General features: G+C 48.6%; 12 protein-coding genes and 1 other annotated feature. Of the genes, 9 read left to right on the forward strand and 3 right to left on the reverse strand.

Features of this window, described 5'->3' with window-relative positions:
- Window positions 1–43: 43 nt before the first annotated feature.
- Both NYE37_RS05285 and NYE37_RS05290 read right to left on the reverse strand, forming a co-directional pair.
- Window positions 44–1,333: a phytoene desaturase family protein gene (locus tag NYE37_RS05285; protein ID WP_340711854.1), complete on the reverse strand. Its 1,290-nt coding sequence runs from the start codon at window positions 1,331–1,333 to the stop codon at window positions 44–46.
- 145 nt (window positions 1,334–1,478) lie between these two features.
- Window positions 1,479–2,000, reverse strand: a complete 522-nt coding sequence (locus tag NYE37_RS05290; RefSeq protein WP_049720358.1) for a CcdC family protein — start codon at window positions 1,998–2,000, stop codon at window positions 1,479–1,481.
- 126 nt (window positions 2,001–2,126) lie between these two features.
- Window positions 2,127–2,347: a binding site (T-box leader), on the forward strand.
- 54 nt (window positions 2,348–2,401) lie between these two features.
- On the opposite strand from NYE37_RS05290, the gene trpS reads away from it, so the two are divergent.
- Entirely contained in the window at window positions 2,402–3,379 is a 978-nt protein-coding gene (gene trpS / locus NYE37_RS05295) for a tryptophan--tRNA ligase (protein ID WP_049720357.1), read from the forward strand.
- A 90-nt stretch (window positions 3,380–3,469) separates the two neighbouring features.
- Here the strand turns inward: trpS and rpsT are convergent, their stop codons facing one another.
- A complete protein-coding gene (gene rpsT, locus NYE37_RS05300; RefSeq protein ID WP_037994564.1) occupies window positions 3,470–3,733 on the reverse strand; it encodes a 30S ribosomal protein S20 in 264 nt (87 codons plus the stop codon).
- A 157-nt stretch (window positions 3,734–3,890) separates the two neighbouring features.
- Between rpsT and gpr the strand changes: the two genes are divergently transcribed.
- The 8 genes from gpr (at window position 3,891) to grpE (ending at window position 13,279) form a co-directional block, all read left to right on the forward strand.
- Window positions 3,891–5,003 (forward strand): GPR endopeptidase, encoded by a 1,113-nt coding sequence (gene gpr, locus NYE37_RS05305; RefSeq protein ID WP_037994560.1) that lies wholly within the window; start codon window positions 3,891–3,893, stop codon window positions 5,001–5,003.
- Window positions 5,004–5,205: 202 nt separating this feature from the next.
- Window positions 5,206–6,345 (forward strand): stage II sporulation protein P, encoded by a 1,140-nt coding sequence (gene spoIIP, locus NYE37_RS05310; protein ID WP_082813523.1) that lies wholly within the window; start codon window positions 5,206–5,208, stop codon window positions 6,343–6,345.
- Between the two features lie 22 nt (window positions 6,346–6,367).
- Window positions 6,368–6,721, forward strand: coding sequence for a DUF3679 domain-containing protein (locus NYE37_RS05315; RefSeq protein ID WP_037994558.1), 354 nt, complete (start codon window positions 6,368–6,370; stop codon window positions 6,719–6,721).
- A 135-nt stretch (window positions 6,722–6,856) separates the two neighbouring features.
- Complete coding sequence (lepA, locus tag NYE37_RS05320) at window positions 6,857–8,674, forward strand: translation elongation factor 4 (protein WP_340711855.1); 1,818 nt, start codon at window positions 6,857–6,859, stop codon at window positions 8,672–8,674.
- 58 nt (window positions 8,675–8,732) lie between these two features.
- Window positions 8,733–9,884, forward strand: a complete 1,152-nt coding sequence (hemW, locus tag NYE37_RS05325; protein WP_340711856.1) for a radical SAM family heme chaperone HemW — start codon at window positions 8,733–8,735, stop codon at window positions 9,882–9,884.
- A 94-nt stretch (window positions 9,885–9,978) separates the two neighbouring features.
- On the forward strand, window positions 9,979–11,001 hold the full coding sequence (gene hrcA, locus NYE37_RS05330) for a heat-inducible transcriptional repressor HrcA (RefSeq protein ID WP_037994556.1): 1,023 nt from the start codon (window positions 9,979–9,981) through the stop codon (window positions 10,999–11,001).
- An 87-nt stretch (window positions 11,002–11,088) separates the two neighbouring features.
- Window positions 11,089–12,633: a TCP-1/cpn60 chaperonin family protein gene (locus NYE37_RS05335; RefSeq protein ID WP_340711857.1), complete on the forward strand. Its 1,545-nt coding sequence runs from the start codon at window positions 11,089–11,091 to the stop codon at window positions 12,631–12,633.
- A gap of 13 nt (window positions 12,634–12,646) precedes the next feature.
- Window positions 12,647–13,279 carry a nucleotide exchange factor GrpE gene (gene grpE, locus NYE37_RS05340; protein ID WP_062843144.1) on the forward strand — a complete coding sequence of 211 codons (633 nt, stop codon included), beginning with the start codon at window positions 12,647–12,649 and terminating at the stop codon, window positions 13,277–13,279.
- Window positions 13,280–13,318 lie beyond the last annotated feature (39 nt).

Here is a 13,318-nt window from a genome sequence, read left to right on the forward strand (position 1 = left end):
ACCGGGTGAAAAAGGCCGGCAATGAAGGCGCCGGCCTTTTTGTTTATGATGTGGTGGTTTTATTCATGATCCGGTTGGTGACTTCATAGGCCGAGGAGAAGGAAAGTTCGGAGAGTTGACCTTCACCCTGGCACCAGTCTCCGGCGAAATACACATTATCCAAACTGTACAGTTTCACCGGCAGCAGTTTTTGGTCATGAATACATTTAATTTCCTGAACAACCGCTTTTTTCGAAATTCGTTTGGCGACGAGTTGATCCCGCCAGCCGGGGAAGTGTTTATCGTAAACGGATTCAATGTCCGCCACTTTCTCGTTGGCCTTGTTGGCAGCCGCTTCTTCATCATTGAGATAAGCGATGGCTTGCATCAACTGACCGCCTTCCGGGATGCAGGTCGTATCATAGTAGGAAATGTCTGTGATAAACACTTTCTTTTCTTTTTGATATACATAGGTATACGGGCTGGGGATCCGTTCTTTCAATCCCACATCATAGACGACCACTTGGGTGGGCGAGTAGTTGCGATAAATTTCGAATGTCGATTCATACGGGGTGTCGGCAAAAAGCTGGTGTAACTCTTTCGGCGGAATGCACAAAATGAACTCATCGGCTGTGTAAGTGGTTTCTTTCCCGATGATTTTGGAAATTCGGTTGCCGTCCAGTTCGATGCCGCTGACTTTTTCTTTGGTGATGATTTTTCCCCCGTGATCTTCAATGATTTTGGAGAAGGATTCCACAATCGCCTGCCAGCCTCCCCCGATGTAACTGACGGCACGTTGTGTGGAGAATAAGCGTTTGTAATATTGGAAAAACAGCGGGGAAGGAATTTTTTCAGGCTCATTGGTAAAGAAGTTGGATGATGCAATGGTCAACAGCAAATCCCTGACTTTTGGGGGCTCTTTCTCCAAATATTGCCCGATGGGAATGCCTTCTTCCCCTTTTTCGATGGAAGCCATGGTTTTGAACACTTCATAGGCGAAACGCCATTTGTTTTGGGAATCCAAAATTTTTGTGCGGTAAAGCCCTTCCAATGTGGCAGGCATTAAGGTTGTATAAGACCCCAGATCGTAATAAGCTTTGGATGGGGAAAAATTTTTCCAGTCCACTTCCAATCCGATTTCGCTTTCATAACGCCGCAAAACGGATTTGTCCCGGGCATAAATGGCATGGGCGCCAAAGTTAAAGTTAAACCCCTTCAAAGGGATGGTGATGGCGCGTCCGCCCAGTTTCGGTGCTTTTTCCAGCAAAGTCACATCATATCCATTGTAAGCGAGTCGGGCTGCTGCGCTTAAACCGGCCAAACCTCCACCCGCTACAATCACTTTTTTAGACACAAGACACACTCCCTTGAGATCGTTTGCAATTTTTATAAAGAAATATCGATCTACTTGTAATATTGTAGCAAGTTTAATCACAAGAGGATAGTTTTTTTAGATATTCGAAAATTTCAATCGAATGAAACAAAAAAATCTCCCGCGATCAGGGAGATTTTTGGGGCATGGGTTTTCGGGATGCATCTTTTTCTGTGGACAAAAGTTTTTTATATTGGATATACATGGCGATCCGCCAGGGCAGCAGCATGCCGAAAGCCAGAATAAAAAACAAACTGGCCGTTTGGTAATAGCTGATGAAATGTTCGATGTATGTGTGCAGTGACATGCGGATGACAAACAAGATCAACAGAATGTAAATGAACGCCCGGGAACGTTTCAGGTAAACTTGTCCGTCGATGATTTCATATTTGGACGTTTGAATCAAAGGAATGGACAAAAAAAGAGCCCCGACCAAGAAAGATGCGATGGCCCAAGACCAAGGGATATGCACAGGCGGGTACAGGAACATTAAAAAACCTGTGCTCATTCCAAGCGGTGGAATGAGTATTTTTTTGGCGTTGGTCGGTTTGTCAGCCGCTTTGATTCGAACGAAAATCACGGTCAGTGCCATGATGAAGGCAAAAATGGGTGCAATGACTTTGACATTCACGGGGATAGAATGCATCATGCCCGTCCCTCCTTGTATGATAAAAAAACTAGCACAATTTAAGAAGCTTGTAAATAATATATACTTGACTTTTCCGGATCGTTCTAGGAAAATATTCTTCAATCGTCAGGTACAAATGGATAAGGACAGAAAGTGTTGAAAAAGAGGAGTAGCACAGGGGAACTGTTCAGAGAGTTGGCGGGTGGTGCAAGCCAATCAGGGACCTGTGTGAATGGACTTTGGAGCTTTTTTTCCGAACGGGGCATGAGTCCTCAGTAGGGAAAAACGGGAAGACCGTTATCTGTTGAGTGCACCTTGATTTCTCAGGTGAACGAGGGTGGTATCGCGGGCAAAAACCCGTCCCTTTTGGGGGGCGGGTTTTTTATATGAATATTTTTTGCATGGCAAAGGAGTGATTTTGGATGACGCGAGTATTGTCCGGAGTGCAACCGACGGGGATGTTGCATTTGGGAAATTATCTCGGGGCCATCAGGCAGTTTGTCGAGTTGCAAAATGAAGCGGAATGCTACTTCTGCGTTGTGAATCTGCATGCGCTCACCATTCCGAAAGATCCCAAGGAGGTTTTGGAAAGAACCAAAGATGTCGCCGCTTTGTATCTGGCGGTCGGGCTGGATCCCGAAAAAGTGACCTTGTTTGCCCAGTCACAGGTGAAAGCCCATGCGGAAGCAAACTGGCTGCTTCAATGTGTCGCCCGTGTCGGGGAATTGGACCGGATGATTCAGTTTAAAGAAAAAGGAAAAGGATCGGAATCGGCACTGGTCGGATTATACACGTATCCGGTGCTGATGGCGGCAGATATTCTGCTGTACCAGGCGGACAAGGTGCCGGTCGGGGAAGACCAAAAGCAGCATTTGGAACTGACCAGGGATTTGGCACAACGATTCAACCGGGATTATGCGGAAGTGTTCACCATTCCCGAACCGCTGATCGGAAAAGTGGGGGCCCGCATCATGGGGCTGGATCAACCAAAGAAAAAAATGAGCAAAAGTGCGGAAAGCGCAATGAATTACATTGCGATGTTGGATGATCCGAAAACCATTGAGAAAAAATTGAAACGCGCGGTGACCGATTCGGACAACCAAGTCCGTTTTGACGTGGAGAACAAGCCGGGGATCAGCAATTTGCTGTCGATTTACAGCCTGCTCTCCGGAAAGTCCATCCCGGAATTGGAGAAACAATACGAAGGGGTGGGCTATGGTAAATTTAAAAAGGATTTGGTCGAGGTGACGGTCGATCATCTCACGCCAATCCAAGAGCGGTACCGGGAAATCCGGCATACCGATTATGTGGACAAAGTATTGGATGAAGGAAAAGAAAAAGCCCGGCTCGTGGCCGAGGACACTCTGCGCAAAATGAAAGATGCGATGGGAATCTTGTGAGGCAAAAAAAGATGCCCCGGAATCTCCGGCGGCATCTTTTTTGTATAAAAAAGCGACCCGGTCAAAGGGGTCGTTTTATGGAACCGTGCATCAGGCCAAAGCGTTCAACTTTTTGGCAAGACGGGATTTTTTGCGGGCAGCTGCGTTTTTATGGATTAAACCCTTGGTTACAGCTTTGTCCAAGCTGCGGGTTGCTTGACCGAAAAGAACTTGTGCTTGTTCTTTGTCCTGATTTTCCACAGCGGTCAAAAACTTTTTCACAGCCGTACGCATTGCCGATTTTTGGGAAGCATTGCGTTTGCGGCGCTCTTCGTTGGTTTTCGCACGTTTAATTGCCGATTTGATGTTTGCCAATGAATTCACCTCCCGTACAAGGATTCCGCATCCCTAAAATGCAACATGCAATATTCTAGCATGGGAAGGGGCAAAAAGCAACAATCCCCCAAGAATAAATCCAATGACATCAAGCAAACTAAAAACAGGAGGAAGTGAATGGAAGGAGAAAAGAAACATGAATCAGGATCCATCGCAAGGTCATCAGGTTGATTTGAGCCGGTATAACATCCGGACCGATTTGGCGCGTGAATCGCATGAATTGGCAACCAAAAGAAACAGGAGCGGGAACGGTTCCATTCCGGGAGTGCGGATCGAGGAAAAGACGGAGGACGGGATCACAACCAGCTGGATTTGGATTGAAAATGACCGGGGTGCGGAAGAGATGGGAAAAGTGCCAGGCACTTATTTAACCATTGAAGCTCCGGAACTGAGATCGAGAGATTCCGTCTTCAGCCAGAAAGTGGCGGGCCATTTTGCAGAACAGTTTGCCCGGTTTTTAGATGAAGCCGGAATTGGGAAAGATGATTCCTGCCTGATTGTCGGGTTGGGTAACTGGAATGTCACGGCCGATGCATTGGGGCCCCTGGTGGTGAAGCACACCATGATTACTAGGCATTTGTTTGAGCTGGAACCGGAATCCGTTGAGGAAGGATACCGGTCGGTCAGTGCGTTGTCCCCGGGCGTGTTGGGGTTGACCGGACTGGAGACGAGCGATATTGTACGGGGAGTGGTTGACAAAGCCAAACCGGATTTTGTCATTGCTTTTGATTCGTTGGCTTCCCGGGCTTTGACCCGTGTGAATACGACCATTCAGGTGGCGGATACCGGCATCAATCCGGGATCCGGGGTGGGAAACAACCGGAAAGCGTTAACCCGGGAAACGTTGGGGGTTCCCGTGATTGCCATCGGTGTTCCCACCGTGGTGGATGCGGTGACCATTGCCTATGACACGATTGATTTTGTCATCTCCCATCTGGGAAGAGAAATTCATGGCGAAAGAAACAACCCGCTGGATCCTTACAACCGCCCGACAGTGAAGGATTTGAAAAATTATCAGCTTCCTTCCGGCACCGCGCGGGAAGTGTTGGGAATGTTCGGTCGTCTGAATGAACAGGAAAAACGCCAGCTCATTCATGAAGTTCTTTCCCCGCTGGGACAGAACCTGATCGTGACCCCAAAAGAAGTGGACTCCTTTATTGCCAATGTGGCCAAAATGATCGCCAACGGTGTCAATTGTGCCTTGCATGATGCGGTGACGATGGATAATGTGGCTTCGCACGTCAATTGAAGACGGCGTACGGGATCAAAAACGGAAGCTTGTGAGCGGAACAGGCTTCCGTTTTTATGTCCGCCTGTTTGTTGAAGGGGCGGGGTTTTGTTCCGGATTTCTATCAACCCTTCTCCTGTATTTTTTAAGTCTCATAGGTTCTACTTTTGCCGGTTTTTTCATAGCTTAGGGATGAGAGACAAGCTGGCAAAGGGTGAACCGGATGAATCATCGGTATCGAAGGTTTATGACGTTAAACTTGGCACGTCCGCGGACCAGAAGAATCTTGGTTTTTTTATTTTTGGCCATCGCGGTGTTGTTTTCATTTGCGGGAGCCTGGGTCATGGTTCAGGCTGAAAACAGCATGCAGGGTTCGGATTTTAGCCGGGTGACTTCCCGCATTTCGGCCAAAACCCTGGCCATGGTGATGGGGGAGAACATCCCGTATTTTCAGGAAGAAATCGGTTCGGCCGGATTGGACGGGATTGTGTCCCGGATGACTTTTGAACTTTTAACCAGCATGAATTTACAAGATCCCCGTACCTTTCTGGGCCGGGAATTGCCGATGTACGCACTTTTTGACAGCGAAATTGACGTGGCGAGCGCCGATGTCGATTACACATCGATTCCCATTGAATCGGCTCCTCCTCCCGAATTGGAAAAAGAGATCATCAAAGCGATGGAAAAGCCGGATCAGGACCGCGCCAGCACAACCCAAAGCGGGATCAAACAGAAAAAAGTATTGATTTACTCGACGCATTTTTGGGAGTCTTATCTTCCGGAGTTGGGAGAAAAAAATCCGCAGAAAGCATCGCATATCGAAAAAAACATCACCCTCGTTTCTCAACATCTGGCCCAAGTGCTCGAGAAGATGGGCATCGGGGCGGTCACGGCGGAACGGAAATACACTTGGGATTCGGGAGCGTACAAGCAATCGAGGAAAATGGTGCAATCCGTAATGGGGCAGCATGAAGGGATCACTTATCTGATCGATTTGCACAGGGATGCGCAACGAAGGGACAAAACCACCAAAACTTACAACGGGAAAAGCTATGCCCGGTTAGCTTTTGTCGTGGGAAAATCGAGCAAGCATTTTGAGCAAAATCTGAAGCTGGCCCGTGAGTTGCACAAAGAAATCAACAAACAATATCCCGGATTGTCACGGGCGGTGATTATTAAAGAACGGACAAATGGGAACAACGGTGAATATAACCAGTCTTTATCCCCCAATAGCATGCTTGTGGAAGTGGGAGGGGTGGATAACACCTTCGAAGAAGCATACCGGTCGGTCGAAGTGTTGGCGGAAGTGCTGGCGCAACGGATTCATGATGCCACGCCGGTGATGCGGCAAGAAGGATCTTAAAACAGTTTTGAGGTGGAGAAACATGCGGGTTTGGGTGCAGATAATCGGGCTTTTGGCCATGTTGGTTTTCGGTATTTTTATCGGGATGGATGTTGCGGAACGGAATATGCAAAAAATGCAAGGGATCGAAGGGGCGCCACGGGCCATTCAAATTACTCCACAGGAAGGGAAAATCGAAATCTCCGTCTTCGGACAAACCATCGGATCCGAAGAAGCGTCGGCGAAAGCCGGTTTAAAGAATCCGGAAAAAAGCGCTGGTCAGGAAATGAGGGAAGGAACCAATTATCTGGCTGAAACCGGAAATCAGGTCGGCACGATGATCCGTGAACTGTTGCGCGAGTTGGCCGACCGGTTGTTTGCCTGGACAAGATCATAGTTTTTTCCATCTCAAATCCGGCGGATGCATGGGGGTCGCGGTCCCATGCTTTTTTTATGTCGTTGAAACCTCCTGTGTCTGCTGATATAATTTAGGAATGCAGTCTTGCATTTTGCAGGAGGGAAAAGAACGGGAATGGAAAACAAGAATCATCAGAAACAAATACGTAATTTTTCTATCATCGCCCATATTGACCATGGAAAATCGACGTTGGCAGATCGGATTTTGGAGAAAACGGGTGCTTTGTCCGAAAGGGAAATGCAAGATCAATTCCTGGATCAGATGGATTTGGAAAGAGAACGGGGAATTACCATCAAGTTGCAGACCGTGCGTATCTCCTACAAAGCCAAGGATGGGAAAGAGTATGTGTTAAACTTGATTGATACGCCGGGACATGTTGACTTTTCCTATGAAGTTTCCCGTTCTTTGCAAGCATGTGAAGGAGCGTTGTTGGTGGTGGATGCTTCCCAGGGAGTGGAAGCGCAGACGCTGGCCAACGTTTATTTGGCTTTGGAAAACGATCTTGAAATCATTCCCGTTATCAATAAAATCGATCTACCCAGCGCGGACCCGGAGCGCGTGAAGCAGGAAATTGAAGACGTGATTGGTTTGGATGCCAGTGATGCAGTCTTGGCATCGGCGAAAGCCGGCATCGGGATTGAAGAGATTCTGGAGCAGATTGTGGAAAAGGTTCCCCCGCCGGAAGCGGATGAATCCAGTCCGCTTAGGGCGCTCATTTTTGATTCGGTTTATGATTCCTATAAAGGCGTCATTATTTATACCCGTGTTTTTGAGGGGACGATCAAAAAGGGCATGGGCATCCGGATGATGGCATCGGGAAAAACCTTTGAAGTGACCGAAGTCGGCGTTTTCACACCGCGCCCCGTGATCACCAATGAGTTGAAGGCCGGTGAAGTGGGATTTGTCTGTGCCAACATCAAAAACGTGCGCGACACCCGGGTGGGGGACACGATCACCGACCGGGACCGTCCGGCTGCAGAGCCGTTGGCCGGTTACCGGCGCATCAATCCGATGGTCTTTTGCGGGTTGTATCCGGTGGATTCGTCCGACTACGACAATTTGCGGGAAGCCCTTGAAAAGCTGGAATTGAATGATGCTTCCTTGTCTTTTGAGCCTGAGACCTCACAAGCGCTCGGATTCGGTTTCCGTTGCGGTTTTCTGGGGCTTTTGCACATGGAAATTGTCCAGGAACGGATTGAACGGGAATTTGGAATTGAATTGATCACCACCGCTCCCAGTGTGGTATACCGGATTCACAAAACCGATGGCACGATGTTGGAAATCGAAAATCCGACCTTGATGCCGCCGGTGCAGGAGATTGACCGGGTGGAAGAGCCGTATGTGAAAGCCAGCATCATGGTTCCCAATGACTATGTCGGTGCGGTGATGGAAATATGTCAAAATAAAAGAGGACAATACGTCAATATGGATTACCTGGATCAAAACCGGGTCAACCTGGTTTATGAGTTGCCTTTGGCCGAGATTGTATACGACTTTTTCGACCAATTGAAATCCAACACCAAAGGGTATGCCTCCTTTGATTATGAATTGATCGGTTACAAGGAAGCGAATCTGGTGAAACTGGACATTCTCCTCAATGGAGAGATTGTGGATGCCTTGTCGTTTATCGTCCACCGGGATCGTGCCTATCAGCGCGGCCGGGCGTTGGTGGAAAAGCTGAAAAGCCTGATTCCGCGGCAAATGTTTGAAGTGCCCGTACAGGCGGCCATCGGCAACAAGGTGATCGCAAGGGAAACCATCCGTGCCGTACGGAAAAATGTTTTGGCCAAATGCTACGGCGGCGACGTCAGCCGCAAAAGAAAGCTGCTTGAAAAGCAAAAAGAAGGAAAGAAAAGAATGAAGTCTGTGGGAAGCGTGGACGTTCCCCAGGAAGCATTCATGGCCGTGCTGAAGATTGACGAACAGAAATAAAGAGGAAAAGCCGCAGGCGGGTGCAACGCTTGCGGCTTTTATCAAGGAGGTGGGGGTTTTGCCGCCCAAATCGGTTTATGTTCATATTCCTTTTTGTACAAATAAATGTTATTACTGTGACTTTACGGCTTATGTCGTGGGCGGACAGCCGGTGGATGATTATTTGGATGCGCTGAAGCGGGAAATGGAGATGGTGACGGAAGCAGCCAAGCCGCAAGAAATTGAAACCATTTTTATCGGAGGCGGCACCCCGACCGTGTTGACTCCAAAGCAAATGGAAAAACTCCTTCGGGATTTGCGTCTTCATTTTCCGGATTGGTCCGACCAGCTTGAATTCACCGTTGAAGCCAATCCCGGCACCACCAGTCCCGAACTGCTTTCCGTCATGCGCGAAGGCGGCGTGAACCGGATCAGTTTTGGGGCGCAAACCTTCCGGCCGGATCTGTTAAAGCGAATCGGGCGCATTCACAGCGCCGGGGAAATCCGGGAAAGTGTCGACGCCGCCCGCATGGCCGGTTTTGACAACATCTCACTGGATCTGATGTTCGGCCTCCCGACGCAAACCGTCGACGATCTGAAACATACATTAAATGAAGCCATGTCACTCGATCTGGGTCATTTTTCCTGTTACAGTCTGAAAATTGAAGAGGGTACGGTGTTTTATCACTTGCACCAACGGAAGGAATTGCCGCTTCCGACGGAGGACGAAGAGTTTGAGATGTACCAATGCATCCGTTCGTTTATGCGGGAAAAGGGGTATATCCAATATGAAGTGAGCAATTTTGCCAAACCCGGAAGGGAGAGCAGGCACAATACCACGTATTGGCTGAATGAGGAATACTATGGTTTGGGAACCGGGGCGCACGGCTATGTCGGTTCCACCCGCTACGCGAACGTGACGGGGGTTCGGGCCTATATCGATCAAATCCGGCAGGGGCATTTGCCGGTGAAAGAATCGTATCAGGTCAGTCCGGAAGAAGATATGGAAAACTTCATGATCCTGGGGCTTCGCCTGTTAAAAGGGGTGAAACGATCCCGTTTTGACCGCCGGTACGGTTGCCGGCCGGAAGAAGTGTTTGATACGGTTTTGAGGAATTTGCAAAGTCAAAAATTCATCAAAATGGAGGGAGACTGGATCTCCTTGACGGAAAAAGGGCTTTTGTTTGGAAATGAGGTGTTCGCCTCATTTCTCAACGGCGTGGAATTATAGAGGCATCCGTTGACATCATTTCAGCCGTTTGGTAATTTAAAAATAGTATTTTTAGCACTCGTCCTTCAGGAGTGCTAACAAGGAGGGAAGGCAGATGTTAAGCGAGCGGCAGAAGATGATCCTTTGGGCAGTCATTGATGATTACATCTTATCGGCTGAACCGGTTGGTTCACGCACGGTTTCCAAAAAGGAAGGAATTCATTTTAGTGCCGCAACGGTTCGCAACGTCATGGCTGATCTGGAAGAGATGGGATTTTTGGAACAACCGCACACATCTGCCGGAAGAGTACCTTCACAAAAAGGGTATCGTTTTTATGTCGATCATTTGTTGAAGCCGTATATGTGGTCAAAGAAGGATTTAATGGCTTTGCATGATTATTACGTCACACGGATGGATCATGTCGAGCAAGCAATCAAACATACCAACTCGATTTTGTCACAACTGACCAATTATATGACCTTTATCTTGGGGCCGAAAATTTCGGAAAGCAGATTGAAACACCTGCAAATCGTTCCGCTGAATGACCGGACCGCAGTTTCCATATTGGTTACGGATACGGGCCATGTCTATCAACAGCACATCACCGTTCCTGAAGGGGTATCATTGTCGGAGATTGAGCGGTTGACGAATTTCCTCCGTTTCCGTTTGACCGGTTCTCCCATTTCCAAATTAAAGCGGATTGTCGTCAAAGAGCTGGCTGACGAATTGCAGAGACATGTGGACCATTTTGAAAAACTGACAGACTTGCTGGACCAAATTCTGCTGGCCCGGCCGGACGAACGCTTGTATACCAGCGGGACGACGAAGATTTTGGAACAACCTGAATTCCGCGATGTGGATAAAATGAAATCCCTGCTCGACTTCCTTGAAAATGACGATGAGATCATATCCCTTCTCCAAACTTCTTCCGAAGGGGTGCAGGTCCGCATTGGGTATGAAAACCATTTGGAAGCAGTGAGGGATTGTAGTATCATTTCCGCATCGTATATGATTAATGGGGAACCTGTTGGCACAATCGGCGTGTTGGGCCCGACCCGGATGGATTACGGGCGGGTGATCGGAATCATTCAGTTGTTGGCAAAAGATTTCTCAAGGCGTTTGGATTCGTTTTTTTGAAAATGGAGATTAATGGATTATCATGGTTTTGAGAGGGAGGGGGATCTGAATCCCCCGTCCCTGTGTATAGAAAGGGGGGAATACCCGTTGCCCGAAAACGAGTCTTTTGTCCGTAATCCGGATGCGCGGGTTTCGGCGTTGGAGAGTAATGCCAAAGCCGTAAAAGAGGTGGCTTCAGCCGTATCTTCCACCCTGGGGCCCAAGGGGCTGGATACGATGCTGGTCAACTCCAAAAACGAAGTGGTGGTCACCAATGACGGCGTTACCATCCTCGAACTGATGAAGACGGAGCATCCGGCTGCGAAAATGATTGTCAACGTTGCCAAAGCACAGCAGGAGGAAATGGGGGATGGAACGACCACCGACACGTTGCTGGCCTCCGCGCTGGTGGATGAAGGGGTTAAACAAGTGGCGCACGGGGTTCCTGTAACCAAAGTCATTGACGGGATACAAAAGGGAATCCGGTTTGCATTGCACAAAATGCAGGAAAAAGCACGTCCCATTTACGAATTAGATGATGAATGGCTGCAGCGGATTGCCTTCACCGCCTGCCGCGAGGATGAAGACATCACAATGGCGGTGACGGAAGCCGCGTATATATTGGGACGGGAAAAGTTGTTGGATAAAGGATTTAAGTTTTCATCCTGTGTAATGGCCCATCCCCGCAGCGAGACACGGGTGGTTCCGGGGGTCCTTCTCAAGCAGCCTCATATGGACAGTGAGGTGCAGCGGAAAAAAGGAGAGACGCTTGTGCTCGTTTTGGCGGATTCTCTGGAGCCGGATCAAGATCCGAAAGATTTCGCGTCGGATGATGAGAACAACAAACAAGAAAGATTAAAAGAAGAGTTTTATGTGATGTTGGAACACATCATCCATTTAAATGTGGGGCTGATTGTGGCAGGAGGTTCTGTTGATCCGTATGCAGAGAGTGTTTTTGCGGATGCAGGGATTGTCGTGGTGGAAAACGTGGCAGAGGATGATCTGAGAAAAGTCGCGGAACACACCCGCGCGAGGATTGTGAAGCGGAGTGCTTTGCGCCGCAGCTTGCCGGACGGCATGAAGCCGTTTTTGGGTGTGTGCAAAGAGGTTGCCGGCGACAACGAGCTTCAATGTGTGAGCGTGACCGGCGGTCAAGGAAAGCCGTATGCCACCATTGTTGTCGGAGCGACCACGGAAGATGTGATTAAAGAGCAGGAACGCATTGCCAAAGATGCGGCATCGGCGGTGCAGGCTGCCATCCGGGGCGGTTTTGTGCCGGGAGGAGGCGCCGTTGAGTTGTTTATTGCCCGCCATGTGGAACATTACCGGGAAACCATCCAGGGAACGGAACGGTTTGGCGTGTCTGCCGTGGCGGAAGCTCTCCAAAAGCCGATGAAACAAGTTGTGGCCAATGCAGGCTTTAATCCGTTGGAAAAGATCGAGTCCGTCAAGGTTTTTCAAGCCAAACGTCAATCCGACTCCTTGGGGGTGGATTGCGATCGTGGCACAATTGTCGATATGATTGAAATGGGTGTGGTCGATCCGTTGTTGGTGAAAGCACATGCACTGAAAACAGCCGGTGAGGTTGCGATCGCCATCTTGCGAATTCATGCCATTGTGAAAATGAAGGAAAACCCCGTTTCAAAAACTTAGGAGGATTTTTAAGATGAATCAAGAAAAAGATGAGCTCCAGCATCAACCGGAAGAAGCCCGTTTAGAGCAGGAGCAAAATCGGGAAGAAAAAGAATTACATATCCAAAAGGAACCACCGAAGGAAGAGGCAGTTTCCGAAGAAGAAAAAGACGGCGGGAAAGTGCTTGAAAAGTTGGAGGCAGAGTTGGAAGAAGCGAGACAATCTGCAGATCATTGGAAAAAACAAGCAGAAGAAAACAAAGAATTGTATTTGCGGGCGTTGGCCGATTACGAGAACTACCGCCGGCGTGCCCGCAAGGAAAAAGAGGAAGCGTTGAAATACAGTGTGGTTCCTTTTTTGGAAAATCTGTTGCCGGTCCTTGACAATTTCGAGAGGGCGCTTGATGCCGCTGACGCCAATCAGGATGTCCAGGCGCTTCAAGAAGGCATAGAAATGGTGTACCGGCAATTTTTAAATGTGTTGTCCCAAGCGGGACTCACTTTGATTGAAACTGAAGGGAAACCATTCAATCCTCATGAACACAATGCGGTGATGCAGGTTGAAGCGGATGATGTGGAATCCGGAATGGTGGTTGAGGAATTGCAACCGGGGTACCGGTATTTGGATCGCGTCATTCGTCCTTCAATCGTGAAAGTCAGTAAATAGATAACATCTATCTTCATATTTGTCACTGAAGTGGGAGGT

This window comes from Thermoactinomyces sp. FSL K6-2592, assembly GCF_038006465.1.
Classification (GTDB): domain Bacteria; phylum Bacillota; class Bacilli; order Thermoactinomycetales; family Thermoactinomycetaceae; genus Thermoactinomyces; species Thermoactinomyces vulgaris.

Coding starts and splice junctions, on each gene's coding strand:
- NYE37_RS05290 (WP_049720358.1), bottom strand. CDS start 2,000: ATGATGCATTCTATCCCCGTGAATGTCAAAGTCATTGCACCCATTTTT.
- grpE (WP_062843144.1), top strand. CDS start 12,647: ATGAATCAAGAAAAAGATGAGCTCCAGCATCAACCGGAAGAAGCCCGT.
- trpS (WP_049720357.1), top strand. CDS start 2,402: ATGACGCGAGTATTGTCCGGAGTGCAACCGACGGGGATGTTGCATTTG.
- NYE37_RS05315 (WP_037994558.1), top strand. CDS start 6,368: ATGCGGGTTTGGGTGCAGATAATCGGGCTTTTGGCCATGTTGGTTTTC.
- gpr (WP_037994560.1), top strand. CDS start 3,891: ATGAATCAGGATCCATCGCAAGGTCATCAGGTTGATTTGAGCCGGTAT.
- lepA (WP_340711855.1), top strand. CDS start 6,857: ATGGAAAACAAGAATCATCAGAAACAAATACGTAATTTTTCTATCATC.
- spoIIP (WP_082813523.1), top strand. CDS start 5,206: ATGAATCATCGGTATCGAAGGTTTATGACGTTAAACTTGGCACGTCCG.
- hrcA (WP_037994556.1), top strand. CDS start 9,979: ATGTTAAGCGAGCGGCAGAAGATGATCCTTTGGGCAGTCATTGATGAT.